Source organism: Streptomyces sp. NBC_00597, from assembly GCF_041431095.1.
Lineage (GTDB): Bacteria > Actinomycetota > Actinomycetes > Streptomycetales > Streptomycetaceae > Streptomyces.
In genome coordinates, this window is record NZ_CP107757.1 from 318,296 (window position 1) to 343,854 (window position 25,559).

The 25,559-nt window shown below is 72.8% G+C and carries 21 protein-coding genes; 16 read left to right on the plus strand and 5 right to left on the minus strand.

The genetic code is table 11. The features are described 5' to 3' along the window. Positions 1–10 precede the first annotated feature (10 nt). From OG974_RS01320 to OG974_RS01385, 14 genes are all read left to right on the plus strand, one after another. Positions 11–325, plus strand: coding sequence for a (2Fe-2S)-binding protein (locus OG974_RS01320; RefSeq protein ID WP_327279117.1), 315 nt, complete (start codon positions 11–13; stop codon positions 323–325). Then, entirely contained in the window at positions 306–1,751 is a 1,446-nt protein-coding gene (locus OG974_RS01325; protein ID WP_371645103.1) for an NAD(P)/FAD-dependent oxidoreductase, read from the plus strand. Before OG974_RS01320 ends, OG974_RS01325 begins: the two co-directional genes overlap by 20 nt. Positions 1,752–1,826: 75 nt before the next feature. Next, the gene (locus tag OG974_RS01330; RefSeq protein WP_327279119.1) at positions 1,827–2,750 is read left to right on the plus strand and encodes a dihydrodipicolinate synthase family protein; all 924 of its coding nucleotides are present in this window, start codon (positions 1,827–1,829) and stop codon (positions 2,748–2,750) included. Positions 2,751–2,766: 16 nt separating this feature from the next. Next, positions 2,767–3,771 carry a proline racemase family protein gene (locus tag OG974_RS01335; protein ID WP_327279120.1) on the plus strand — a complete coding sequence of 335 codons (1,005 nt, stop codon included), beginning with the start codon at positions 2,767–2,769 and terminating at the stop codon, positions 3,769–3,771. Beyond that, positions 3,768–4,808, plus strand: a complete 1,041-nt coding sequence (locus OG974_RS01340) for a proline racemase family protein (RefSeq protein WP_327279121.1) — start codon at positions 3,768–3,770, stop codon at positions 4,806–4,808. The genes OG974_RS01335 and OG974_RS01340 overlap by 4 nt, the downstream gene beginning before the upstream one ends. Continuing rightward, a complete protein-coding gene (locus OG974_RS01345) occupies positions 4,805–5,764 on the plus strand; it encodes an ornithine cyclodeaminase family protein (RefSeq protein WP_327279122.1) in 960 nt (319 codons plus the stop codon). Before OG974_RS01340 ends, OG974_RS01345 begins: the two co-directional genes overlap by 4 nt. Positions 5,765–5,820: 56 nt before the next feature. Then, the gene (locus OG974_RS01350; protein WP_327279123.1) at positions 5,821–6,531 is read left to right on the plus strand and encodes a GntR family transcriptional regulator; all 711 of its coding nucleotides are present in this window, start codon (positions 5,821–5,823) and stop codon (positions 6,529–6,531) included. 148 nt (positions 6,532–6,679) lie between these two features. Beyond that, the gene (locus tag OG974_RS01355) at positions 6,680–7,402 is read left to right on the plus strand and encodes a hypothetical protein (RefSeq protein WP_371645106.1); all 723 of its coding nucleotides are present in this window, start codon (positions 6,680–6,682) and stop codon (positions 7,400–7,402) included. A gap of 269 nt (positions 7,403–7,671) precedes the next feature. Then, positions 7,672–9,414: an ABC transporter substrate-binding protein gene (locus OG974_RS01360; RefSeq protein ID WP_327279125.1), complete on the plus strand. Its 1,743-nt coding sequence runs from the start codon at positions 7,672–7,674 to the stop codon at positions 9,412–9,414. A gap of 22 nt (positions 9,415–9,436) precedes the next feature. Then, positions 9,437–10,441 (plus strand): ABC transporter permease, encoded by a 1,005-nt coding sequence (locus tag OG974_RS01365; RefSeq protein WP_327279126.1) that lies wholly within the window; start codon positions 9,437–9,439, stop codon positions 10,439–10,441. Further along, on the plus strand, positions 10,438–11,424 hold the full coding sequence (locus tag OG974_RS01370) for an ABC transporter permease (protein WP_371645108.1): 987 nt from the start codon (positions 10,438–10,440) through the stop codon (positions 11,422–11,424). Before OG974_RS01365 ends, OG974_RS01370 begins: the two co-directional genes overlap by 4 nt. Next, the gene (locus OG974_RS01375; protein WP_327279128.1) at positions 11,424–12,482 is read left to right on the plus strand and encodes an ABC transporter ATP-binding protein; all 1,059 of its coding nucleotides are present in this window, start codon (positions 11,424–11,426) and stop codon (positions 12,480–12,482) included. Before OG974_RS01370 ends, OG974_RS01375 begins: the two co-directional genes overlap by 1 nt. A 101-nt stretch (positions 12,483–12,583) precedes the next feature. Then, positions 12,584–13,519, plus strand: a complete 936-nt coding sequence (locus tag OG974_RS01380; protein ID WP_327285825.1) for an oligopeptide/dipeptide ABC transporter ATP-binding protein — start codon at positions 12,584–12,586, stop codon at positions 13,517–13,519. Between the two features lie 138 nt (positions 13,520–13,657). Further along, on the plus strand, positions 13,658–14,335 hold the full coding sequence (locus OG974_RS01385) for an HAD-IA family hydrolase (RefSeq protein ID WP_327279129.1): 678 nt from the start codon (positions 13,658–13,660) through the stop codon (positions 14,333–14,335). Between the two features lie 94 nt (positions 14,336–14,429). Here OG974_RS01385 and OG974_RS01390 read toward each other — a convergent pair whose 3' ends face one another. Then, positions 14,430–16,514, minus strand: a complete 2,085-nt coding sequence (locus OG974_RS01390) for a prolyl oligopeptidase family serine peptidase (protein ID WP_327279130.1) — start codon at positions 16,512–16,514, stop codon at positions 14,430–14,432. A gap of 97 nt (positions 16,515–16,611) precedes the next feature. On the opposite strand from OG974_RS01390, the gene OG974_RS01395 reads away from it, so the two are divergent. After that, positions 16,612–18,159, plus strand: a complete 1,548-nt coding sequence (locus tag OG974_RS01395) for an MFS transporter (RefSeq protein ID WP_327279131.1) — start codon at positions 16,612–16,614, stop codon at positions 18,157–18,159. On the opposite strand, the gene OG974_RS01400 is transcribed toward OG974_RS01395, so the two are convergent. The 4 genes from OG974_RS01400 to OG974_RS01415 form a co-directional block, all read right to left on the minus strand. Next, positions 18,156–19,556 (minus strand): cytochrome P450, encoded by a 1,401-nt coding sequence (locus OG974_RS01400; RefSeq protein ID WP_371645110.1) that lies wholly within the window; start codon positions 19,554–19,556, stop codon positions 18,156–18,158. The genes OG974_RS01395 and OG974_RS01400 overlap by 4 nt on opposite strands. Positions 19,557–19,743: 187 nt before the next feature. Continuing rightward, positions 19,744–20,124 (minus strand): VOC family protein, encoded by a 381-nt coding sequence (locus OG974_RS01405; RefSeq protein WP_329314868.1) that lies wholly within the window; start codon positions 20,122–20,124, stop codon positions 19,744–19,746. A 316-nt stretch (positions 20,125–20,440) separates the two neighbouring features. After that, entirely contained in the window at positions 20,441–21,970 is a 1,530-nt protein-coding gene (locus tag OG974_RS01410) for a UDP-N-acetylglucosamine 1-carboxyvinyltransferase (RefSeq protein WP_327279137.1), read from the minus strand. A 150-nt stretch (positions 21,971–22,120) separates the two neighbouring features. Continuing rightward, a complete protein-coding gene (locus OG974_RS01415) occupies positions 22,121–23,941 on the minus strand; it encodes an amidohydrolase (RefSeq protein ID WP_371646693.1) in 1,821 nt (606 codons plus the stop codon). Positions 23,942–24,178: 237 nt separating this feature from the next. On the opposite strand from OG974_RS01415, the gene OG974_RS01420 reads away from it, so the two are divergent. Next, positions 24,179–25,204: a LacI family DNA-binding transcriptional regulator gene (locus OG974_RS01420; RefSeq protein WP_327279139.1), complete on the plus strand. Its 1,026-nt coding sequence runs from the start codon at positions 24,179–24,181 to the stop codon at positions 25,202–25,204. The last annotated feature ends 355 nt before the right edge of the window (positions 25,205–25,559 follow it).

Sequence of the window (25,559 nt, forward strand, 5' to 3'; positions counted from 1 at the left end):
AGAACGGTCGATGAGTCGGACCCCGCGTACCCTCGTCGGCGGAGCCCCCACCGCCACGTACGTGCTGCGTTTCGACGGGCGCGAACTCACCGCCCAGGCGGGGCAGAGCATCGCCGCCGTGCTGTGGGGCGCCGGGATCCTCGCCTGGCGGACCACCCGCGAAGGCGGCGCCCCGCGCGGGGCGTTCTGCGGGATCGGCAGCTGCTACGACTGCCTCGTCACCGTCAACGGCCGCCCGAACCAGCGGGCCTGCCTCGTCCCCGCCCGCCCCGGGGACCGGGTCACCACCCAGGAGGGAACCGGCCATGCCGAGCTCGGCGTCTGACGCTGCTGCGCCCGACCTCGCGGTCGTCGGCGCGGGCCCCGCCGGGCTCGCCGCCGCCGTCACGGCCGCCGGGCTCGGGCTGCGGGTCGTCCTCCTGGATGCGGGGGAGCGTCCCGGAGGCCAGTACTACCGCCATCCCGCGCCGGGGCTCGGGGCGGACCGTCCCGAGGCCCTGCACCACGGGTGGGCCGCCTTCGCCTCGCGCGAGGCCGGCCTGCGGGCCCACGTGGAGGCGGGCCGGATCACGTACCTTCCGGGCCACCACGTCTGGACCGTGGTCCCGGGCGGCGGCGGTGTCTGGACGCTGCACGCCGTCGCCGGCCCCGAGGAGGAGGCGGCGACCCTGCACGCCCGGGCCGTCCTGCTCGCCACCGGCTCGTACGAGCGGCAACTGCCCTTCCCCGGCTGGACCCTGCCCGGAGTGGTCGGGGCCGGCGGGGCCCAGGCCATGCTCAAGGGCGGGCTCGTACTGCCGGGCGAGCGGGTCGTCGTGGCGGGGAGCGGTCCGCTGCTGCTCGCCGTCGCCGGGTCGCTCGCGGCCGCCGGGGCCCGGGTGCCGGCCGTCGTCGAAGCCGCCGGGTACTCCGGTTACGCCGGCCACGTCCCCGCCCTGCTGCGCAATCCCGGCAAGCTCGCCGAGGCCGCCACGTACGGCAGCGCCCTGCTGCACCGGCACGTCCGGCTGCTCACCCGGCACGCCGTGACCGAGGCCCACGGCACCGGCCGGGTCGAGGCCGTCACCGTCGCCCGCCTTGACCGGGACTGGCGGCCCGTGCCCGGCACCGCCCGCCGGATCCCCTGCGACGCCGTCGCCGTGGGACACGGCCTCGTGCCCCAGCTGGAGCTGGCGACCGGCCTGGGCTGCGCCACCCGCAGCAGTGCCGACGGCACCGCCGCCCTGGTGCTGGACGCCGAACAGCGGACGTCCGTCCCCGGGATCTGGTCCGCGGGTGAGACCGGCGGCATCGGCGGTGCCCAGCTCGCCCTGCTGGAAGGGGAGATCGCCGCCCACGCGATCGCCGCCCACGCGGCCGCGGGTCGGGCCGGTGGCCCCGCCCCGGCCGCCCTGGTCCGCCGCCGCGCCCGGCTGCGCGCCTTCGCCGAGGCGATGGGTGCGGCCCACCGTCCGGGCGACGGCTGGACCGGCTGGCTCCGCGACGACACCGACGTGTGCCGCTGCGAGGAGGTTCCGGCCGGCCGGATCCGGGAGGCCGTTGCCGACCTCGGCGCGCGGGACGCCCGTACGGTCAAACTCCTCACCCGCTGCGGCATGGGTTGGTGCCAGGGCCGCATGTGCGGCCCCGCCGTCGCCGCCCTGGCCGGGGAATCCGCGGCGGCGTCCCCGGGCGGCGCGCCCGACCGGAGGCCGCTGTCCTGCCCGGTTCCGCTGCGCCACCTCGCCGAACTGCCCCCGGCGGACGGCTGATCCGCCCGGCCCGGCCCCTTGTGGCCCCTCACACCCACTAGTAAAATGTCACACACCACTCTAGGGAGCTCTCTCATGACGCACGCGCACACCCCCGCGCCCACCCCGCCCCGCACCCGCCCCTGGCACGGCATCATGGTCGCCACCGCCCTGCCCCTGCGCGAGGACCTCAGCGTCGACCACGACGCCTACGCCGAGCACGTCGCCTGGCTCATCGCCAACGGCTGTGACGGCGTGGTCCCCAACGGCTCCCTCGGCGAGTACCAGACCCTCACCGAGGCGGAGCGGGCCCGCGTCGTGCGCACCGCCGTCGAGGCGGCCGGCGACGGCTCGCGCGTCATGCCCGGCGTCGCCGCCTACGGCAGCGCCGAAGCCCGCCGCTGGGCCGACCAGGCCGCCGAGGCCGGGGCCGGCTCCGTACTCCTGCTGCCGCCCAACGCGTTCCGGGCCGACGAGGAGACCGTACGGGCCCACTACGCCGAGGTCGCCCGTGCCGGGCTGCCCGTCGTCGCGTACAACAACCCCATCGACACCAAAGTGGACCTGACGCCCGCCCTGCTCGCCCGCCTGCACGGCGACGGCAGCATCGTCGCCGTCAAGGAGTTCAGCGGGGACGTCCGCCGCGCCTACGAGATCGCCGAACTCGCCCCGGGCCTCGACCTGCTCATCGGTGCCGACGACGTCCTCCTCGAACTCGCCCTCGCCGGCGCGGTCGGCTGGATCGCCGGCTACCCCAACGCCCTGCCGCGCTCCTGCGCCGAGCTCTACCGGGCCGCCGTCGCCGGCGACGTCGCCACCGCGCTGCCGCTGTACAAGTCGCTGCACCCGCTGCTGCGCTGGGACTCCAAGACCGAGTTCGTCCAGGCCATCAAGCTCTCCATGGACCTCGCGGGACGCCCCGGCGGCGCCACCCGCCCGCCCCGCTTCCCGCTCACCGGGGAGACCGAGGCGGCCGTCCGCGCCGCCACCGAGAAGGCGCTCGCCGAGGGCCTCAACTAACCAGCCGGGGGACCCCATGCGTACGCGCCACATCTACCACGCGGTGGACTCGCACACCGAGGGCATGCCGACCCGGGTGATCACCGGGGGCGTCGGGGTGGTCCCCGGCGCCACCATGGCCGAGAAGCGGCTCCACTTCATCGAGCACATGGACCACGTCCGCACCCTGCTCATGTACGAGCCGCGCGGCCACTCCGCGATGAGCGGCGCCGTCCTCCAACCCCCCACCCGGCCCGACGCCGACTTCGGCGTGCTGTACATCGAGGTGTCGGGCCTGCTCCCGATGTGCGGGCACGGGACCATCGGGGTCGCCACCGTCCTCGTCGAAACGGGCATGGTGGAGGTCGTCGAGCCGGTCACCACCGTCCGGCTCGACACCCCGGCCGGGCTGGTGAGCGTCGACGTCCGGGTCGAGGACGGGGCGGCGACCGCCGTCACCTTCACCAACGTCCCCTCCTTCTGCGTCGGGCTCGACCTGAAGGCCGAGGTCCCCGGCCACGGCACGGTCACCTACGACCTCGCCTACGGCGGGAACTTCTACGCCTTCGTCGAACTCGACTCCCTCGGACTCCCCTTCGACCGGGCCCGCAAGGACGACCTGGTCGCCGCCGGACTCGCCGTCATGGACGCGATCAACGCCTCCGGCGACCGGCCCGTCCACCCCGAGAACCCGTCCATCGCCGGGGTCAAGCACGTCTACCTCGCCGCCCCCGGCTCCGACGCCCGCCGCTCCCGGCACGCCATGGCCATCCACCCGGGCTGGTTCGACCGCTCGCCCTGCGGTACGGGAACCAGCGCGCGCATGGCCCAGCTGCACGCCCGCGGCCTCCTGGAGCTCGGCGCGGACTTCGTCAACGAGTCCTTCATCGGCACCGAGTTCACCGGGCGGTTGATCGGGCGGACGACGGTCGGCGGACGCCCGGCCGTCATCCCCACCGTCACCGGGCGGGCGTGGATCACCGGCACCGCCCAGTACTTCCTCGACCCGTCCGACCCCTTCCCCGGAGGTTTCCTCCTGTGACCGCCGCAGCCGTTCGCACCGTGGACTACCACACGGCCGGGGAGCCCTTCCGGATCGTCGACGTCGTCGCCGCCGGCCTGCCGCCCGTGCCCGGGGACACCGTCGCCGAGCGCTGCGCCACCGCCATCGGCCCCGGGGGCTCCGGGACGGCGCCGCGCCGGAGTCCGCTGGACGACGTACGGCGCCTCCTCGTACAGGAGCCGCGCGGGCACGCCGGGATGTACGGCGGGTTCGTCGTGCCCCCGGACGACGACGGCGCCCACTTCGGCGTGCTGTTCTGGCACAAGGACGGCTACTCCACCGCCTGCGGCCACGGCACGATGGCGCTCGGCGCCTGGGCCGTGGCGAGCGGCCGTGTCGCCGCGCCCGACGACGGCGACGTCCAGGTGCGGATCGACGTCCCGTCGGGCCGGGTCACCGCGACCGTGCACCGCAACGCAGGCCGCACCACCGGCGTCACCTTCCGCAACGTCCCGGCCCGGGTCGGCGCCCGCAAGGTGCCGGTGGCGACCACCCTCGGCATGGCGGAAGTCGACCTCGCGCACGCCGGCGCCTGCTACGCGTCCGTCGCCGCCCGCGATCTCGGCCTGGAGGTCACCCGGGCCGCGCTGCCCGAACTCGTCCGCGCCGGGCAGGAGATCCGGGCGGCACTGGCCTCGCACCCCGGGACCTGGCACCCCGGCGGCCCGCTGCTCTCCGGCGTCTACGGGGTGGTCCTCCACGAGGAGCTGCCCGACACGCCGTTCGGGCCGCACCAGCGCAACGTCACCGTGTTCGCCGACGGGCAGATCGACCGCTCGCCCTGCGGGTCCGGAACCTCGGCCCGGCTGGCGCTGCTCGTCGAGGACGGGCGGCTCGGGGCGGGCGAGGACCTGCTCCACGAGTCGGTGGTGGGCACGGTCTTCACGGGCCGCGCCCTGCCGGGGGCCTCCCGCGACGGCCTCGTCACCGAGGTCACCGGCACGGCGTACCGCACCGGCGAGCACACTTTCGTCCGCGATCCGCAGGATGCCCTCGGCGCCGGATTCCTCCTGTGATCCCGCAGTTCGGGCCCGAGGAGACGGCCGCACTGCTCACCCCGGCCCGGGCCGCCGACGCACTGGCCGACGCCCTGCGGGCCGGGCTGGACCCGGAGACCTGCCCGCAGCGCACGGCCCTGCCGGTGCCCGGCGGCGAGCTGCTGCTGATGCCGGCCGCGACGGGGGCGTACGCCGGGGTGAAGATAGCCGGTGTGGCACCCGGCAACGTGGCCCTGGGCCTGCCCCGGATCACCGGCTCCTACCTGCTGCTGGACGGCCCGACGCTGTGCCCGCTGGCCCTGTTCGACGGCGCGGCGCTGACCGCCCTGCGCACCCCGGCGGTCTCGGCGCTCGCCCTGCGCCACCTGGCCCCGGCGGGGCGACCACTGCGGCTGGTGCTCTTTGGCACCGGACCGCAGGCGTACGGGCATCTCGAAGCGGTACGGGAGGTACGGGAGTTGGCGCAGGCGGTGGTCGTGGCCCGCAACCCCGTGGCCGGCGAGGAGCTGGCGGCGCACGCCCGCGCCCTGGGGGTCCCGGCGCGTACGGGAACCCCGGCGGACGTGGCGGACGCGGACCTGGTGCTCTGCTGCACCACGGCCCGCGAACCCCTCTTCGACGGGCGGCTGGTGGCGCCGGACGCGACGGTCGTGGCCGTCGGCTCCCACGAGCCGAACGCCCGGGAGACCGACACCGCCCTGGTGCGGCGGGCGGCGGTGTACGTGGAGTCGCGGGCGGCGGCACTGCGCGAGGCGGGGGACCTGCTGGTGCCGGAGGCGGAGGGGACGATCGGGCCCGGTCATATCAGCGGCACCCTGGCCGACCTGGTGGCGGGCCGGATGCCGGCGGCCGGACCGGCGGGTTGTCCACAGCTCTTCAAGAGCGTGGGCATGGCCTGGGAAGATCTCGCTGTGGCGGTGGCGATGTTTCGCGCCGCGGGAGCCACCACCGCTCGGGGGATAAGCGCAACGTGACATTGTACGCTGTTCCTCTGCACTTGGTGGTGCACGGCCGGTTCGGAGGAAGAGCAATGGGTGACCTGAAGCAGCACAGTCTCATCAAGGCCCAGGAACGGCTCCGCGACCAGGTCGGCCACGCCCTTCGAGCAGCCCTGATAGCGGGCGAACTGCGCCCCGGCAGCGTCTACTCGGCACCCGGCCTCGCCGCCGAACTCGGGGTCTCCGCCACACCCGTCCGCGAGGCGATGCTCGACCTGGCCCGCGAGGGCCTGGTGGAACCCGTCCGCAACAAGGGATTCCGGATCACCGAGGTCAGCGAGCGCGACCTGGACCAGTACACCGAACTGCGCACGATGATCGAGGTGCCGACCATCGGCCGGATCACGAAGATCGCCACGACGGAGCAGCTGGAGGCCCTGCGGCCCATCGCGGAGGAGATCGTCACCAGCGCCCGCGAGCACAACCTCATCGGCTACCTGGAGGCGGACCGCCGCTTCCACCTCTCCCTGCTCGCCCTGGCCGGCAACGACCGGCTGGTCGAAACGGTCGGCGACCTGCGCAAGCGCTCGCGCCTGTACGGACTGACGGGCCTGGACGAGGCCGGGAAGCTGGTCTCCTCCGCCGAGGAGCACATCGAGCTGCTGGACCTGATGATCGCCGGCGACGCGGAGGCGGCGGAAGCCTGCATGGTCCGTCACCTGGGTCACGTCCGCTCGCTCTGGGCCCAGGGTCGGGACGAGCCGGTCGGCCGCACCCCGGGAGGCCTGGGGTCGGGCGTCTAGGGCTGTCCGGACCGGTAGGGGGGAGGGTGCGCCGGGCGGGTGGGTCTCCTGGTGCCTGCGGGTGACGGCCGTGAACGGAGGTTGATTCCGCCCGGAATCCGTCTATCAACACAGCGTCCTGCGCACCGAGCGATGGGTTGTGCCGACTGTGTTGAAGACTGCGTTTCGGATCGCTTCCACCACTGTCCTGGTCACCGTCTCGTTGGCGTTCGGCTCGCCCGCCGGCGCCGCGGCGGATCCGTACCCGGGCACCCCGCAGCAGATCCGTGATACCGGCCCCTGCGGCCCGACCGGCGCCTACCATGCGTCGGAGTGGCTGCAGACCACGACGGACCCCGGTCTCCGGCCGGAGGTGGACCTCGCCGCGGTGAGCGAGGGCTGGTACTGGCGGCACGACGGGAACACGCTGTGGCGGGGAGATACGCGGCCCCCCCAAACGATCTTCGCCAACGGCTTCGCCCCGCGGGGCACGGACCTCACCCCGCTGGCGCAGTGGATCGTCGGGGGAAGCAGGCAGCAGAACGCCGCGCACGTGAGCACCAGTTGCGAGCGGTGGGTGGCGCAGGAATTCGCCACGGGCGGCGGGAACGACGGCTGGGTCTACGCGATCCAGGCTCCCGGCGGGATCGACATCAACGCCACCGCACGGCAGACGGGCCTCCAGTCGCAGTACCTGTGGAACAAGGAGATCGACTTCCCCGGCGGCATCGAAGCCAGGTTCATCGAGGGGGCCTGCCAGTACCACCTCGTCGGCATCGACCCGAAGACGAACGACAGGATCTACCAGAACCTCGGCTGTGTGACGAACAGCAACTTCCATCCGGCGCTGAGCAAGCGCAAGGAAAAGCAGTCGGCCGGTGCGCCGCGCTGAGCTGATCCCCGGCGGGAGCGGGTGCCGCTCCGGCCGTTCGTCGTGACGCGCAGCGCCACGTGGTGACGGGTCGACGGCCCTCGACCGCCTGGCGCTGCGCGCCGTTCGGCAGTCGCCGCACTCGGGCTGCCCGGCGGCGCCAACTCACTTTTGAGGGGCCGGATTTGGATACGGCTGGATAACGGCGACGCCAGCCTCTTGTCAGTACAATTTCACATTACTATGTTACCGGTCACATCATAGAGCGCGGCCCTTCACTGGAGTGACCCATGACCAAGCGCACCCAACTCGCCCTCGCCACCGCCCTGGTGGCGTCACTCGCACTCGGTGCCTCGGGCTGCTCCGACCCCAAGAAGGGCTCATCCGGCGCCGGCGCGAGCAACCCCGCCGCCGGCAACGACGGCAAGGTCCTCGGCGGAACCCCGGTCAAGGGCGGGACCCTGACCGTGCTGTCCAACCAGGACTTCTCCCACCTCGACCCCGCCCGCAACTGGACGATGCCGACGATGGACTTCGGCACCCGCCTCCTCTACCGCACGCTCGTCACCTTCAAGGCCGAGCCCGGCAAGGCCGGCAGCGAGCTCGTCCCCGACCTCGCCACCGACCTCGGCACCCCCTCCAACGGCGGCAAGACCTGGACCTTCACCCTCAAGGAGGGCGTGAAGTACGAGGACGGCTCCCCGATCAAGGCGCAGGACATCAAGTACAACGTCGAGCGCTCCTTCGCCCCCGACCTCACCGGCGGCCCCGACTACGCCGCCCAGTACCTGGTCGGCGGCGAGGGCTACAAGGGCCCGCTCCAGGGGCAGCACCTCGACTCCGTCAAGACCCCCGACGACCACACCATCGTCTTCGAACTCAAGCGTCCGGTCGCCGAGTTCTCCGCCACGGCCACCCTCCCCACCTTCGCCCCGGTCCCGCAGTCCCAGGAGAAGGGCACCCAGTACGACGCCCGTCCGTTCTCCTCCGGCCCGTACAAGATCGAGTCGTACGACCGCGACAAGAAGCTCGTCCTCGTCCGCAACGAGCACTGGGACCCGAAGACCGACACCGTAAGGAAGGCCTACCCCGACAAGTTCGTCGTGGTCATGGGCCTCAAGGGCGGCCAGATCGACGACCGCATCATCGCCGGTGAGGGCGCCGACGCCTCCGCCGTCCAGTACGCCGACATGCGCCCCGAGAGCGCCCCCAAGGTACTGCCGAAGCCGGAGGTCAAGGCGCGCCTGCTCGCCGAGTCCCAGGGCTGTACGGAGATGCTCCACCTGAACAACTCCCGCGCCCCCTTCAACGACCCGAAGGTCCGCGAGGCCCTCCAGTACGCCGTCGACAAGGAGGCCGTGATCACCGCGGGTGGCGGCCCGGCCCTCAACGAGGTGGCCACCGCCTACTTGCCCCCGGCGCTCTCCGGCGGCAAGCAGGCCGACACCCTGAAGATCCCCCCGGCGGGCGACCCGGCCAAGGCCAAGGAACTCCTCAAGGCCGCCGGAAAGGAGAGCCTGAAGGTCTCCCTCGCCGTCTCCACCGGCGACAAGGGCAAGGCCGAGGCCGTCCAGCAGGGCCTGTCCCGCGTGGGCATCGAGGTCGTCATCGACACCGTCGACCCCGGCGCGTACTACGACGTCATCGGCGACCTTTCCACCACCCCCGACATGACCCTCACCGGCTGGTGCCCCGACTACCCCTCCGGCTCCACCTGGATCCCCTTCGTCTTCGACGGACGGACCATCAAGGACAAGGGCAACCAGGGCAACTACAGCCAGTTCCGCGACGAGGCGACCATGAAGCGGATCGACGAGATCAACGCCATGGCCGACGCCAAGCAGGCCAACCAGGCCTGGATCGACCTGGACGCGGAGCTCATGAAGAAGTCGCCGTCCGTCCCGGTCCTGCTGGAGCGCAAGCCGCTGCTGGTCGGCCCCAACATCGCGGGTGCCTACGGCCACCCCGTGTGGACCGGCACCATCGACTACGGCACCGTCGGCCTCAAGGACCCCTCGAAGAGCCAGGGCTGAGGAAGAGGGAGCCCACGACACCATGACCACCACCGCACCCGGCGCCGACGGCCGCACGGCCCCGGCTCCGGATCCGGGCGGGGCGCCTGGCCCCGGCGCCGCCGAGGACGGGCCCGCAGCGGCAGCCACCGGCAGCAGCCCCTGGCAGCTCGCCCGGCGGGAGCTGCGCCGCCGCCCCGCCGTCCGCGTCAGCCTCTGCGTCGTCCTCCTCTTCGTCCTGATGGCCGTCACCGCCCCCTGGCTGGGCGCGCTCGGCGGCTGGTCCCCCGAGGAGTTCGACAAGACCGCCATCGACCCCTACCTCGGCGGCCAGCCCCTCGGCGCGCTCGGCGGGATCAGCCCCGAGCACTGGCTCGGGGTCGAACCCGTCACCGGCCGCGACCTGTTCGCCCGCGTCGTCCACGGCGCCCAGGTCTCCCTCCTCATCGCCTTCGCCGCCACCGCCATCGTCGTCGTCGCGGGAACCGCCGCCGGGATCGCCGCCGGCTACTTCGGCGGCCGTACCGACACGGTCCTGTCCCGCCTCATGGACCTGACCATGTCCTTCCCCTCCCTCATCTTCATGATCGCGATGCTGTCGGTGGCGAAGGACGTCAACCGGATCGTGCTCATGACCGCCGTCATCGGCGTCTTCGGCTGGCCCGGCGTCGCCCGCGTCGTCCGCGGCCAGACCCTCTCCCTCAAACACCGCGAGTACGTCGACGCCGCCCGCGTCGGCGGCGCGAGCTCCTGGCGGATCCTGACCCGGGACGTCCTCCCGGGTGTCTCCGGCCCGGTCATCGCCTACACCACCCTGCTCATCCCCGGCATGATCAGCACCGAGGCCGCGCTCAGCTACCTCGGCGTGGGCGTGCGCCCGCCCACCCCCTCCTGGGGCCAGATGATCGCCGAGTCCGTGGCCTTCTACGAGACCGACCCCATGTACTTCGTCATCCCGAGCACCTTCCTCTTCCTCGCGGTCCTCGCCTTCACCCTGCTCGGCGACGCCCTGCGCGACATCCTCGACCCGAGGGGCGGTCGCACGTGATCATCTACCTCGCGCGCCGGCTGCTCGCCCTCGCGGGCGTCCTGCTCGCCATCGCCGCCGTCACCTTCCTCATCTTCTACGTGCTGCCCTCCGACCCGGCCGCGGCCGCCTGCGGCAAGACCTGCAGCGCCGAACGGCTGGCCGACGTACGCGAGTACCTCGGCCTCGACCAGCCGGTGTGGCGGCAGTTCACCGACTTCCTCACCGGGATCTTCACCGGCCGCACCCTCGGCAGCGGCCAGTACGCCGTCCAGTGCGACTTCCCGTGCCTGGGCTACTCGTACGAGAACTCCCTGCCCGTGTGGGACCTGCTCATGGACCGCCTCCCGGTCTCCGCCTCCCTCGCCCTCGGCGCCGCTGCGCTGTGGCTCGTCCTCGGCCTCGGCGCCGGGGTCGCCGCGGCCCTGCGCAAGGACACCGTCACCGACAAGGCACTGATGGTCGGCGCGGTCGCCGCCGCCTCGCTGCCCGTCTACTTCACCTCCGTGATGCTCATCTACGGGGTCATTCGGGTCGCCGGGCTGCTGCCCTACCCCACCTACCAGGCCTTCACCGACGATCCGCTCGCCTGGGCCGCCAACCTGCTGCTGCCCTGGACCGCGCTCGCCCTGCTCTACGCGGCCATGTACGCCCGGCAGAGCCGCGGCTCCATGATCGAAGCCATGGCCGAGCCGTACATCCGTACCGCCCGCGCCAAGGGCATGCCCGAACGCACCGTCGTCGTCAAACACGGCCTGCGCTCCGGGATGACCCCCATCCTCACCATCTTCGGCATGGACCTCGGCGCGCTGCTCGCCGGCGCCGTCATCACCGAGTCCATCTTCGGACTGCCGGGCATCGGGCGGCTGTTCTACGGGGCGCTGGTCAGCTCGGACCAGCCGGTCGTCCTCGGGGTCACCCTGCTCGCCGCCTTCTTCATCGTCGTCGCCAACCTCGTCGTCGACCTCCTGTACGCCGTCATCGACCCGAGGGTGAGGTACTGATGGCCGCCCTGCTGGAAGTACGCGATCTGCGCGTCACGTTCGCCACCCCGCGCGGCCCCGTACGGGCCGTCGACTCGCTCGGCTTCACGGTGGAAGCCGGGCGGACCCTCGGCATCGTCGGGGAGTCCGGCTCCGGCAAGTCCGTCACCTCGCTCGCCGTCATGGGCCTGCACCGGGACGCCGAGATCGGCGGCTCCATCGCACTGTCCGGGCAGGAGCTCACCGGGATGTCCGAGAAGGAGCTGTCCCGGCTGCGCGGCCGGAAGATGGCCATGATCTTCCAGGACCCCCTGTCCAGCCTGCACCCCTACTACACGGTCGGCGAGCAGATCGCCGAGCACTTCCGCGTGCACTTCAAGGCCGGCCGGGCCGCCGCGCGCAAGCGGGCCGTGGACATGCTCGGCGAGGTCGGCATCCCGGAACCGGCCCGCAGGGCCGGGGAGTACCCGCACCAGTTCTCCGGTGGCATGCGCCAGCGCGCGATGATCGCCATGGCCCTGGCCTGCGAGCCCGACCTGCTGATCGCGGACGAGCCCACCACGGCCCTCGACGTGACCGTGCAGGCGCAGATCCTGGAGCTCATCGCACGGCTCCAGCAGGAACGCGGCCTCGGCGTCGTGATGATCACCCACGACCTGGGGGTGGTCGCCCGCGTCGCCCACGAGGTACTGGTCATGTACGGCGGCCGGGCCGCCGAACAGGCCGGGGTCGACGAGCTGTTCGCCGACCCCGCGCACCCGTACACGCGGGGCCTGCTCGACTCGCTGCCCCGGCTCGACGACGCCGACGACGCACCCCTGCGGGCCATCCCCGGCTCCCCGCCCTCCCTGCTCGCGCCCGCCCCGGGCTGCGCGTTCGCCCCGCGCTGCGGCCTCGCCGCCGCGGGCACCCCGGACCAGCGCAGCCGCTGCGCCACCGAGCGCCCCGAGCTGCGGGCCCACGGCACCGCCCCGCGCACCGCCGCCTGCCATTTCGCGGGGGCCGGAGCCCCGACGTCCGGCGTGGTGTCCGCCCCACCCGCCCCCACTGCACCGACCGCCCCGGAGGCGATCCGATGACCGTAGAGGCCCGCCCCCCGGACACCACCGCACGGGCGGACAGGATCGGGACGGACCCGGCCCCGCCGCCCGAGCCGCTGCTGTCCGTACGGGACCTCACCATGGCCTTCCCCGGCAGGCGCTCCGCATCCGGGCGCCGGGGGGCGCCCGTGCGCGCCGTCGACGGGATCTCCTTCGACCTCGCCGCGGGCGAAACCCTCGGCCTGGTCGGCGAGTCCGGCTGCGGGAAGTCCACCACCGGCCGGATGCTGGTGAGGCTGCTGGAGCCCACCGCGGGCAGCATCACCTTCGACGGCAGGGACATCACCCGGCTTCCGCAGGGAAGGCTCCGGCCGCTGCGCCGCCACCTCCAGATGGTCTTCCAGGACCCGCACTCCTCCCTCAACCCCCGCCAGACGGTGGCCCGGATCATCTCCGACCCGCTGCTCGTGCAGGGCCGGTCGGCAGCCGACGCGCGCCGCCGGGCGGCCGAGTTGATGGACCTGGTCGGGCTGATCCCGGAGCACATCGACCGCTACCCGCACGAGTTCTCCGGCGGTCAGGCCCAGCGCATCGGGATCGCCCGCTCACTGGCCACCAGCCCCCGGTTGATCGTCGCGGACGAGCCGGTCTCCGCGCTCGACGTCTCCGTCCAGGCGCAGATCGTCAACCTGATGGAACGCCTGCGCCGCGAACTGGGCCTGGCCTACGTGTTCATCGCGCACGACCTGTCGGTGGTCAAACGGGTCAGCGACCGGGTCGCCGTCATGTACCTCGGCCGGATCGTCGAGATCGGAGAGAAGCGAGCCCTGTACGAGAGCCCCCAGCACCCGTACACCCGGGCGCTGTTGTCCGCGGTACCGCTGCCGGACCCGGCGGCGGAGCGGCGGCGCGAGCGGATCGTGCTGCTCGGCGACCCGCCGAGCCCGGCCGCTCCGCCCCCGGGCTGCACGTTCCATCCGCGCTGCCCGAAGGCGCAGGAGATCTGCCGAACGGAGCGCCCGCTGCTCCGGATCGCCGCCTCGCGCGAGGTGGCCTGCCACTTCCCCGGTGACTGACGGGGATCCAGGGGGAGAAGGAGGGCCCCGGAGCCGACACGATCGGCCCGGGGTCCTCCCGCCTCCCGCCTTCCGTCTCCCGCCTTCCGCGGTACGACGGCCCGGTGGCATGATCACGACGTGACCAGTGTGGCGAGTGTGACCAGTGAGACCGGCGGGCCGACCCGGCCGGGCTCCGTGCGACACGTCCTCTTCGACGTCGACGGGACGCTGATCGACGCGGTGGCCAACCAGCGCCGCGTCTGGGAGACGTGGGCGGCACGTCACGGACTCGATCCCGTCGCCGTCCACCGGGTGGCGCTGCGGACGCGACCCCTGGAGACCTTCGCGGAGGTGGCTCCGGAGCAGGATCCACAGGCATGCCTGGCCGCGTTGCACGAGCTGGAGGACGAGGACGTCCGGTCCGGCGTCTACGCCGCCTTCGACGGCGCTGCGGAGCTGCTGTCCGGCCTGCCCTCCGGGCGCTGGGCGCTGGTGACCTCGAACTACGCGCACCGGGTGCGCGGGCGGTTCGCCCGCACCGGCCTGCCGGTCCCGGGCGTCGTCGTGGACGCCGCCTGCGTCGAGGAGGGCAAGCCGTCGCCCGTCCCCTACCTGCTGGCCGCCGAGCGCCTCGGCGCCAGGCCGCAGGACTGCCTGGTCATCGAGGACGCGCCGTCCGGCGTCGAGTCGGGGTTGCGGGCCGGCATGACGGTGTGGGGGGTCAACACCCCGGCTCCGGTGGACGGGGTGCACCGGCATTTCACGAGCCTGCGGGAGGCGGTGCCCGCGGTCCTCGCCTTCGCGGGGGGAGGGCACCGGGATCCCCTCGGCTGAGCTGCGTCGGAGGGCGGGCGGACGGTGGCTGCTGCGCCGGTGACGGGCCGCCGGCGCCCGCACCCGACGGTGCGCCGGCCCGCCCCGCCACGTGTCAGGCCAGTTCGCGGCGGAAGAATTCCAGTTCCAGCGCCATGAGCTTCTCCTTGGTGCCGTTCGGAGTCATGTGGGTGACGCCGGGCAGGGCCAGGAGCTGGTGCGGGCGGCCCGCGTCCGTCAGGGCCTGCGAGAGCCGCAGGGTGTGCGAGGGGTGGACGTTGTCGTCGGCCAGGCCCGTGATCAGCAGCAGCGGCCGGATCAGGTTCGGGGCGTCCGGGATCAGCGAATCGCGCTCGTACACCTCGGGGTGTTCCTGCGGGAGGCCCAGGTAGCGCTCGGTGTACGCCGTGTCGTAGTTCCGGAAGTCGGTCGGCGCGGCCCCGGCGGACGCCGCGTGGAAGACGTCCGGGCGGCGCAGCACCGCCATCGCGGACAGGTAGCCGCCGTACGACCAGCCGCGCACCCCCACCCGGCCGAGGTCCAGGTCCGGGTGGCGTTCGGCGAGCGCGTGCAGGGCCGCGACCTGGTCCTCCAGGGTGACCTCGGAGAACCCGCGGTACATGGCGTGGGTGAAGTCGGGCGAGACGTACGGGGTTCCGCGGTTGTCGACGGTTACCACGGCGAAGCCCCGGTCGGCCCACCACTGGCGGTGCTGCCAGCGGCGCGGCTCGGCGGACACGTCCTGGAAGCCGGGGCCGCCGTAGCCGTCCACGAGGACGGGTAGCCGCCGGCCGGGGACATGGCCGCGGGGGAGCACGAGCGCGGTGGGGACGCCGTGTTCGGTGACCCGCTCCAACAGCGGGGCCGCGCGGTACGGCAGCGGCGCGGACAGGTCGGCGGGGGCGCACGTCCGTCCGTCGGCGGTGCGTACGGTCCGCCGGATCCCGTCGGCGTCGGCGGTGGTGAGCAGCAGCGTCCCGGCGCAGGCCTGGACGCTGTGCACGCCGGGTCCGTCGGCGAGCGGGGCCAGCTCCCCGGTGGCGGGGTCGAGGAGCAGCACCTGCTGTTCGGCGGGGTCGCGCTGCCCGGCCTCGATGAGCAGCCGGTCGTGGTGGGTGCCGGCCACCCGGCGGACCTGGATCCCGTCCCCGGTCAGCAGTTTGCCGTCGATGGCGAGGGCGCGGGCGGCGCCGCCGGTGGGGGCACCCCCAGCGGCGGCCGGGGGAGTGTCGGCGGCGGTGAGCATCCGCCCGTCGGCGAGCCGGGCCGGGGTGCCGGGCAGCATCGGGTCGACCCAGTGGGGGTGGGTGGTGCGGGACAGCTCCCGGGTCCGGCCGGTCGCCGGGTCGGCGCTGAGCAGCAGGACGCACTTCTGGAGCCGGTCCTGGACGGTCAGCAGGATCTCCTCGGCCGAGTCCCAGTCGGCGTCGGAGACGTAGGGGTACGTCGAGGCGTCCCAGTCGAGCCGCACCCGGGTGCCCGCCGGGCCGAGCACCCACAGCTGGACCTCCGCGTTGGGCCCGCCCGCCTCGGGATACGCGAAGTCCTCGGCCGGGAGCTCGGGGTGCGCGGGGTCGGCGAAGTACCGCCGCTGGAGGGCGGACTCGTCGACGCGGGCGGCCAGCAGGCTCTGTCCGTCGGGGGACCACCAGTGGCCGCGGTCCCGGCCCAGCTCCTCGGCGGCGGCGAACTCGGCGACGCCCCAGCGGGCCCCGTCGGCGGGGCTGACCCGCCCGCCGGGGCAGGTGTGGAGGGCGTCGCCGGTGACGTACGCGGTGCGGGAGCCGTCGGCGTTGGGGCGGGGGTCGAAGACGGGTCCGGCGGCAGGGATCTCCTCGGGCCGCCCGTCCGGGCCGCAGCCGACCCGGTACAGCCGCCCGTACAGCGGGAACACCGCGCTGCGGCCGTCGCCGGAGAGCGCGTACGAGCCGATCCCGGCGGCGACGAGCCGGATGCGCTCCCGGAGCCGGCGCTCGGCGGCCGGCAGGACGCCCGGCTCGGGGGACAGCTCGCGGGGGTCGGCGAGCCGGGTCTCGCTGCCAGTGGCGGTGTCCAGGACCCAGAGGCTGTCGAAGGCGTCGGTCGGGCCGGTGGAGCGGAGGAACCAGAGCAGCCGGCCGTCCTCCCCGAAGGAGAACGCGCGCGGGGCGCCGTACGTGAAGCGACCGGTGCTTGCGGAGAGCCTGAGGAAGTCATCCATGATCGTAGTGTGTCATGTGAAATGGCACACTGTATATGTCATGCAGCCTAGGCTATTCGAGTGGTGTACCCCCCTGAGCAGGTTTAGCGTCGGAGAGGTGGACCGCAACGCAACGCCGACCAGTAAGGGGACCGACGGCAAGGTCCGGAAGAGCGGCAACGGGCTCGCGCTGATCGTCATCGCCTCGTGCCAGCTCATGGTCGTCCTCGACATCACCATCGTGAACATCGCCCTGCCGCACATCCAGACCGCCCTCGGGTTCTCCACCGAAAGCCTGTCCTGGGTCGTCAACGCCTACACCCTCACCTTCGGCGGACTGCTCCTCCTCGGCGGGCGCACCGGCGACATCCTCGGCCGCAAACGCGTGTTCATCTCCGGCGTGCTGCTCTTCGGCCTGGCCTCGATGCTGGGCGGACTCGCGCAGAACGAGGGCCAGCTGATGGGCGCCCGGGCCCTGCAGGGCGTCGGCGCCGCCATCGCCTCCCCGACCGCGCTGGCGCTGATCTCCACCACCTTCCGTGAAGGACCGGCCCGCAACCGGGCGTTCGGGGTGTTCGCCGCGGTCTCGGCGGGCGGCGGCGCGATCGGGCTGCTGGCCGGCGGCGTCCTCGTCGAATGGCTCAGCTGGCGCTGGGTGTTCTTCGTCAACGTGCCGATCGCCCTGGTCATCGCCGTGATGGCCCGCCGGGTCATCCGCGAGTCCGAACGCCACCCCGGACACTTCGACCTCGCGGGCGCACTGCTGTCCACCCTGGGCATGGTCGCGCTGGTCTACGGCTTCATCCGCGCCGCCCAGGAGGGCTGGACCGACCCGATCACCCTCGGCTCCTTCGGGGCGGCCGTGTGCCTGCTCCTGCTGTTCTTCCTCAACGAGCGGCGCTCGCCGCAGCCGATCACCCCGCTGCACATGTTCGCCGACCGCAACCGGGCCGGGTCCTACGGGATCATGCTCTTCCTCGCCTGCGCGATGTTCGGCATGTTCTTCTTCCTGACCCTGTTCGTGCAGAACGTACTGGACTTCAGCCCGATCCAGGCCGGCCTCGCGTTCCTGCCGGTGAGCGTCGTCATCGCCGTCGCCGCGGGCATCACCTCCCAGCTGCTGCCCAAGATCGGGCCCAAACCCTTCATGGTGACCGGCGCGCTCTGCTCGGCGGCCGGCCTGGCCTGGCTGACGCAGACCGACATCAACTCGACGTACCTCGGCAGCATCCTGGGCCCGATACTCGTGTTCAGCCTCGGCATGGGCATGCAGTTCGTCTCGCTGACCCTGATGGCCCTGTCCAACGTCGCCGACCGTGAGTCGGGCGCGGCCTCCGGACTGCTCAACACGACGCAGCAGGTGGGCGGGTCGCTGGGCCTGTCCATCCTGGTCACCGTCTTCGGCACGGCCAGCCGCAGCGAGGCCCATGACCAGGTGCCGGCCTTCCTCAGCCAGGCCGGCCCCGTCCAGAAGGCCCTGTTCCTGCGCACCGGCCGGCTCCCGGACCCGTGGGGCGACCAGGTGCTCACCTCGGGCGTGAGCGCCGCCTTCATCGTCGCGGCCTGCTTCGCCCTGGTCGCCGCCGTCATCGCGCTGTTCGCGATCCAGGTCCGCCCCTCGGACCTGGAACGCCTCAAGGGCAACCACGCCCCGGCGGCGGTCTAGCCGGCCCGGCCCGTCCCGGCCTTCCGGATGCGGCAGCGGATCGGGCCGTCCGCCCGGAGGGTGATTCCGGCACTGACCGGGACCTCGGTGTCCACGGCCTCGAACTCGTACGCCCGCAGGACCATCGCCAGCGCGATCACCGACTCCAGCATCGAGAAGTGCTGCCCGATACAGGCGCGCGGGCCGCCGCCGAACGGGAACCAGGCGTAGCGGGGGCGGCCGGCCTCCGCCTCCGGGGTGAAGCGGTCCGGGTCGAAGCGGTCCGGGTCCGGCCAGTAGCGGGGGTGGCGGTGCGTCACCCACGGGGCCAGGATCACGTCCGAACCCGCCGGGATCGTGCGGCCGCCGACCTCGGTGGCCGCGACCGAGCCGCGCCCGATGACCGGCGCCGCCGGGTAGAGCCGCATCGCCTCCTTGAGGACCTGCGTGAGGTACGGGAGCCGGTCCAGGTCGGCGGCCTGCGGCATACGGTCGCCCAGGACGCGGGAGATCTCCTCGCGGGCCCGCGCCTGCTGCTCGGGGTGGCGGGCCAGCAGGTGCAGGGAGAAGGCGAGCGAAGTGGCGGTCGTCTCGTGCCCGGCGAGCAAGAAGATCAGCACCTGGTCGCGCAGTTCGGCGGCGTCGAACTGCACGTCGTCCGTACTCGTGGCGGCGGCGAGCAGGCTCAGCAGGTCCTCGCCCCCGGCCGTGTCGCCGCTGCGCCGCTCGGCGATGATCTCGTCGCAGACCGCGTACAGCTCGTCCATCGCGGCGGCCGCCCGCTTGTTGCCCGGAGTGGGCCAGGTGCGCGGGACGTTGGCGGGGGAGTAGCCGCGGCGCAGCACGTACTCCGTGATGACCGGAAAACACCGGTCGACGACGTCGACGGTGGCCTCCACGTCGGTGCCGAAGAGGATGCGGGCGACCGCGCGCAGGGCGAGCCGCATCATCTCCTCGCCGACGTCGACCACACCGCCCGGCGCCCGCTCCCAGCCCTCGACGACGGCCCGGGTCTCGGCGGCGACGGCACCGGCGTAGCCGTCCACCCGGCGCTTGGTGAACAGCGGCTGGACCAGCCGCCGCTGGCGCATGTAGTCCTCGTCCTGGCTGGTCAGCAGGCCGTTCCCGAAGGAGTCCCGCAGCTCCTGGTAGAAGGCGTTGTCCTTGCGGAAGTTGACCGACTCCGCGGCCAGGACCTGCTGCGCGCCCTCCGCGGAGAAGACGCAGTAGAGCTCGGCACGCAGCCCCGGCGGCCCGGCGGTGATCCGGACGACGTCGCCGTGCTGCTGCTGGGCGCGCAGGTAGGTCCCGAGCGAGTCCGATTTCAGGTCGAAGAGGGACCCGAGCAACGGGACCCCCGCGAGCGCGGGAACCTCCGTACCACCGGTTCCGCCGTCCGTCCGTGTTCCCACTGCCATGGCCGCCCCCTCGACACCGTACGTACGCCCCGATTCTGCCCGCCCCGTGCCGGGGACCGTCGAGGATCGCCCCACCATGCGGCCGAAACCCACCGGTCGCCCCGCCCGCCCGCCCCGTGTCGCAGGCGCCGCCGACCGTGTCCCGAACGAGGGCGTCCCGGCTGCCGGCCCGGCGGAGCCGCACGGATCAGGCGCGACGCTGTTTCACGTCGTGCTCCACCGGCCACACCAGCACCTCGTGGCCGTCCGGGTCGATCACCCGAAGGGAGCCGGAGATGTCGCGGGGCCCCGGCGGGATGACCGGCACGTTGTGCTTCTCCACCATGGCGGTGACGCGCGCGGTGTCCGAGGAGGACACGGTGAACTGCAACGGCCCCGCCGTCGGGGTGTCCGAGGGCCCTGGTGTCTCCAGCAGGGCGAGCCAGGGCGTCACGTACAACACGGGCCCGTTTCCCTGCAACGCAAGCCCGAGCACCTCGCCGTAGAAGCGTCGGGTCTCCGCGAGATCACGCACAGGTACGCCACATCCGACTGCCGTCCCACCGGCTCCGGAAGCCCCATCCCCCACCCCTTCCGATATGAGGCACCGTCAGTGCCACTGTGAAGGATGCCTGTTCTGCCCCGGTGGTCGAGATGGTTTTAGGTCAAGATCTCCGCTGACGCTTGGGACGAGCCCTGCACCGAAACGTCGTTCGGTTCCGGTGAGTTCGGCGCACTCCGAGAACCGCCGAGCCTCTCCCCGAACGGCTCGATGGACGCGCAAACGGAGGATCCCCCGCTCTCGATGGAGAGCGGGGGATCCCGGACTTGCCCCTTGCTAGAGCATGCGTGCAGTGGCTGGAGGCCGTCCCCAAGTCCCGCTCGTCCCCGCTGGGTTCGACGGACTAGATGTCGCGGAAGATTTCGATCTGGGCGCCCACCGAGTTGAGGCGTTCGGCCAGTTCCTCGTAGCCGCGGTTGATGACGTAGACGTTGCGCAGGACCGAGGTGCCCTCGGCCGCCATCATCGCCAGGAGGACGACCACCGCCGGGCGCAGGGCCGGGGGGCACATCATTTCTGCCGCGCGCCAGCGGGTGGGGCCCTCGACCAGGACGCGGTGGGGGTCCAGGAGCTGGAGGCGGCCGCCGAGGCGGTTGAGGTCCGTCAGGTAGATGGCCCGGTTGTCGTAGACCCAGTCGTGGATCAGGGTCTGGCCCTGGGCGACGGCCGCGATGGCCGCGAAGAACGGGACGTTGTCGATGTTCAGCCCGGGGAACGGCATCGGGTGGATCTTGTCGATCGGCGCTTCGAGCTTCGAGGGGCGGACCGTCAGGTCGACCAGGCGGGTGCGGCCGTTGTCGGCCGTGTACTCCGCCGAGCGGTCGTGGTCGAGGCCCATCTCCTCCAGCACCGCGAGCTCGATCTCCATGAACTCGATCGGGACCCGGCGGATCGTGAGTTCCGATTCCGTGACCACCGCGGCGGCGAGCAGGCTCATCGCCTCGACCGGGTCCTCGGAGGGGGAGTAGTCCACGTCCACGTCGATGTTCGGGACACCGTGCACGGTGAGGGTGGTCGTGCCGACGCCCTCGACCTTGACGCCGAGCGCCTCCAGGAAGAAGCACAGGTCCTGGACCATGTAGTTGGAGGAGGCGTTGCGGATGACCGTGACGCCGTCGTGCCGGGCGGCGGCCAGCAGCGCGTTCTCGGTGACGGTGTCCCCGCGCTCGGTCAGCACGATCGGGCGGCCCGGCGAGACCCCCGCCTCGACCTTCGCGTGGTAGATGCCCTCGGTCGCCGTGATGTCCAGGCCGAAGCGGCGCAGGGCGATCATGTGCGGCTCGATGGTGCGGGTGCCGAGGTCGCAGCCACCGGCGTACGGCAGGCGGAACTGGTCCATCCGGTGCAGCAGCGGGCCCAGGAACATGATGATGCTCCGGGTGCGGCGGGCCGCGTCCGCGTCCATGGCGTCCATGTCGAGGCGGGCCGGCGGGACGATCTCCAGGTCCACGCCGTCGTTGATCCAGCGGGTGCGGACGCCGATGGAGTTCAGGACTTCGAGGAGGCGGTAGACCTCCTCGATGCGGGCGACCCGGCGCAACACCGTACGGCCCTTGTTCAGCAGCGTGGCGCACAGCAGCGCCACGCACGCGTTCTTGCTCGTCTTGACGTCGATGGCGCCGGACAGCCGGCGGCCGCCGACGACCCGCAGGTGCATCGGGCCGGCGTAGCCCAGAGAGACGATCTCGCTGTCGAGCGCTTCACCGATTCGGGCGATCATCTCAAGGCTGATGTTCTGGTTTCCGCGCTCGATTCGGTTCACGGCGCTCTGGCTGGTGCCGAGCGCATCCGCGAGTTGACTCTGCGTCCAGCCCCGGTGCTGCCGGGCGTCACGGATGAGCTTGCCGATGCGTACGAGGTAGTCGTCTGCCATGGGTGCACCGTATCTCAGATATGAGATGACTCCTGCTTCAGGTGTGGCAGACGGGTGTTACGGACCGTCAGTTCCGCGGGACCTTCCCCGCCATCCCTCTGATTACGGACATCTACCCCCTTATCCGTATCGGCAACCTCATGTCACCCGTCAGTGGCCGCAGGCGTGGTGGCGGTTCGCGTGGACCGCCGTGTACGACGCCGGGCGCGCGGCCCCGGCGGCGCGGGTGAGGGCGGTCGCCGCAGCCCGACCCGCCGCCGAGTCCGCGTCGTGCACCACCCGGCCGCCGACCAGGGTCATCCGTACGCCGGTCCCGCTGATGTCGGCCACCGGACAGCGGGTCACATCCCGGTCCAGCAGCACCAGGTCCGCCGCCTTGCCCGGTTCCACGGTCCCCGTCAGCCCCTCCTGCCTCAGCTGCCACGCCGTCCCGGCCGTGTGCATCCGCAGTGCCGAGGTCCGGCTCAACCCCTCCAGCTCCCGGTGCAGCTCACCCGTGCCGTACGCGCCCTGCCGGTCGATCGCGGTCCGCAGCTGGTTCCACACCTGGAGCGCGTCCACCGGCCAGTCCGAACCGCCGGTCAGCCGGGCCCCCGCCCGCTCCAGGCTGCGCGCCGGGTACATCCACCGGTGGCGCTCGGGACCGATGTACGGGAGCAGCGCGTCCATCGTCCAGGTGTCCTGCGCCGCCCACTGGAGCTGCATGCAGGCGGCGACTCCCAGCTGCGCGAAGCGCCGCAGGTCCGCCGGGTCCACGAGCTGCAAGTGGGCGATCGTGTTGCGCGGGTCCCGCAGGCCGGTAGCCCGGCGGGCGTACGCGTACCCGTCCAGGGCCGTGCGCACCGCCCGGTCGCCCAACCCGTGGGCGTGCAGCTGCCAGCCGGCCTCGTTGAACACCGCCGTCAGCCGGCCGTAGTCCGCCGCCGAGGTGTACAGCTCGCCGCGGTTCGCGGTCGGCTTGCCGTTCCCGTCCAGGTAGGGCTCCAGCAGCGCGGCCGTCTGCGCCGGGTACTCGATGACCCCGTCGAGGAACACCTTGACCGTCCCGAACCGCAGGCCCCGTACGCCCTCGAACTCCTTTCGCAGCCCGCGCGCGTACGCCAGTGCCCCCGCGGGGTCCTTGGTCTGCTCCGCGTCGAGCCGGATCGCCGGCACGATCCGCTGCGGCAGCTTCCCCGCCGCCGAAAGGACCTGGTAGAGCTCCAGCTCGTGCCGCCCGACCAGGGCGTCCATCATCGTCGTGACCCCGGACGCGGCCGCCAGCCCCAGCACCTTGGCGCAGGCCGCGACCAGTTCGGCCCGGGAGGGCTCCGGGACGTGCCGCTGCACCAGTTCCTGCGCGTCGTCCTTCAGGACGCCCGTCGGCTGCCCGTCCGGCCCCTTCACGATCCGGCCGCCGACCGGGTCCGTGGTGGCCGCGGTGATCCCGGCGATCTCCAGGGCCCGCCGGTTCACCCAGAGGTTGTGCCCGTCGCCGCCGACCAGCGCTACCGGTCTGCGGGTCGCCAGCGCGTCCAGCATCGAGTGGTGCGGCACGCTTCCGGCCGGCAGCAGCCCGACCGGGTTCCAGTCCTCCACCACCAGCCACCGGTCCGGCTCCGCGCCGGCGCCGCCGGTGTCGGCGAGGAAGCCGGCCAGCAGCTCCAGGAGCTCGGGCAGGGTGGTCTCCGCCCCCTCCAGGGAGGGCCGCAGGGACCGGTCGCCGGCGCCCAGCGGGTGGACGTGCCCGTCGTGGATCCCGCTCATCACCGTGTTGCCGCCGGCGTCGACGACCTCGGTGTCCCGCCCGACGTGCCGGCGCACCGCCGAGCCGCTCCCAGTGGCCAGGACCTTCCCGTCCCGCCCGACCGCGACGGCCTCCACCGGCGCGCCGCCCCCGGTGGTCCCGGTGAACACCCGGGCGTTGTGGATCACCAGGGCGGCCGAGCCGCGCCCGCCGGAAGCGGCCGCGGCCGCCGGGCCCGCGCCCATCAGGCCGGCCGCGCCCGCCGCCCCGGCGGCCGCCAGCAGTCCCCGGCGGGAGAGGAAGGAGCGGACGGGGGAAGAAGAGGCGGGAGAAGAGGCAGGAAAGGGGGCGGGAGAAGAGGGGGAAGACGAGGTCATGGCCACTCCAAAACGTCGGTGTGGCCAGGACACTGTTTGATTAACCCCTTAACCAGAACCCGTCGCCGCCGACGAAATCCGCACCGCCGTCCGTACGATGACCCCGTGCCCGGGCCCGGACCGACCATCGCCGACATCGCGCGCGCCGCGGAGGTCTCCACCGCGACCGTCTCGCACGCGCTGGGCGGCACCGGCCGTGTCGGCGAGTCCACCCGCCGGCGGGTCCGCGAGGTGGCGGCCGCCCTCGGCTACAGCGCCCGCCGCGGCCCCCGTACCCGTACGCTCGGCCTCGCCGTCACCACGTACGCGGGTTCCGCCTGGAACTACGTCGAGATCGCCTACTTCTCCCGGCTGCTGACCGCCGCGACCGCGGCCGCCCACGCCCGCGGCTACGCCCTCACGGTGCTGCCCGCCGACCGGGGCGCCGAACCGCTGTGGCACACCCTCGCCGTCGACGGGATGCTGCTGCTCGACAGCCCGGCCGGTGATCCGGTGCTCCGCGCCCTACGGGCACGAGGCCTGCCGGTGGTCTTCGACGGTCGCCCCCCGGACCCGCGGCCGGGGGACGTGTGGGTGGACAACGACCACGAGGCCACCACCCGGGAGGTCCTCGACCACCTCGCGGCCTCCGGGGCCCGCCGGATCGCGCTGCATTCCGCCTACGGTCGGGAGCACTACACCCAGGCCGTCACCTCGGCTCACGCCCGCTGGTGCGCCGAGCGCGGGACGGCCCCGATGGTGGTGCCCTTCGACCCCGAGGACGGCGCCGGGCACGCTTTCGACGACGTGTTCGCCACGCCCGGCGGTGAGCGCCCCGACGCCGTGTACTGCGTGTACGACCCCGGCGGCCGCCAGGTGCTGGCCGCCGCCGCGCGACACGGGCTGCGGATACCGCGGGATCTGCGGCTCGTCTGCGCGAGCGAGGACCCCTCGTACGCGGCGGGCGAGCCGGCGGTGAGCACGGTGACCCTGCGGCCGGAGGTGATCGGGGAGAGCGCCGTCGACTCGCTGGTGGCCCTGCTGGAGTCCCCGCAGGGCGCGCCGCCGGGGCAGCGGACCGTCCCGGCGGCGCTGGCCGTGCGTACGTCTTCGCTGGCCGTGCGCACGTCCGCGCGGCGGGGCTCCGTGTGATGTGGCCCGTTGCCCCGTCTCCGTGAAGTTGGTCGCCGAGCTCGCATGGACCTGCGTGGACCGGGTGGGGTGAGACGGCTTCGTGAGGCACCGATCCGGCCCTGGACCGCTGGTGTCCTTCGACGTCGGTCGTGCAGTACTGGCTGGCCTGGGCGGACTGGGTTGGACGTCAATGTGCGCGAGCGTCCTCGATGTGGTGCTCCGGTCGGGTCCAGAGGGTGAGGTCGCTGCTGGTGGCGACTGCCAAGGTGAGACCGGACGGGGAAAAACCGGCGGCGCGCAGTTCCGAGTCCTCGGAGTGGAAGACGTGCCACCAGGTGCCTCCCGCCGGTCCTTTGATACGAACTCGCTGGCG

Bases quoted from the DNA above. Each gene is read 5' to 3' on its own strand.
- OG974_RS01320 (WP_327279117.1), top strand. From the start codon at position 11: ATGAGTCGGACCCCGCGTACCCTCGTCGGCGGAGCCCCCACCGCCACG.
- OG974_RS01325 (WP_371645103.1), top strand. From the start codon at position 306: ATGCCGAGCTCGGCGTCTGACGCTGCTGCGCCCGACCTCGCGGTCGTC.
- OG974_RS01330 (WP_327279119.1), top strand. From the start codon at position 1,827: ATGACGCACGCGCACACCCCCGCGCCCACCCCGCCCCGCACCCGCCCC.
- OG974_RS01335 (WP_327279120.1), top strand. From the start codon at position 2,767: ATGCGTACGCGCCACATCTACCACGCGGTGGACTCGCACACCGAGGGC.
- OG974_RS01350 (WP_327279123.1), top strand. From the start codon at position 5,821: ATGGGTGACCTGAAGCAGCACAGTCTCATCAAGGCCCAGGAACGGCTC.
- OG974_RS01360 (WP_327279125.1), top strand. From the start codon at position 7,672: ATGACCAAGCGCACCCAACTCGCCCTCGCCACCGCCCTGGTGGCGTCA.
- OG974_RS01365 (WP_327279126.1), top strand. From the start codon at position 9,437: ATGACCACCACCGCACCCGGCGCCGACGGCCGCACGGCCCCGGCTCCG.
- OG974_RS01375 (WP_327279128.1), top strand. From the start codon at position 11,424: ATGGCCGCCCTGCTGGAAGTACGCGATCTGCGCGTCACGTTCGCCACC.
- OG974_RS01380 (WP_327285825.1), top strand. From the start codon at position 12,584: ATGGCCTTCCCCGGCAGGCGCTCCGCATCCGGGCGCCGGGGGGCGCCC.
- OG974_RS01390 (WP_327279130.1), bottom strand. From the start codon at position 16,514: ATGGATGACTTCCTCAGGCTCTCCGCAAGCACCGGTCGCTTCACGTAC.
- OG974_RS01400 (WP_371645110.1), bottom strand. From the start codon at position 19,556: ATGGCAGTGGGAACACGGACGGACGGCGGAACCGGTGGTACGGAGGTT.
- OG974_RS01410 (WP_327279137.1), bottom strand. From the start codon at position 21,970: ATGGCAGACGACTACCTCGTACGCATCGGCAAGCTCATCCGTGACGCC.
- OG974_RS01415 (WP_371646693.1), bottom strand. From the start codon at position 23,941: ATGGGCGCGGGCCCGGCGGCCGCGGCCGCTTCCGGCGGGCGCGGCTCG.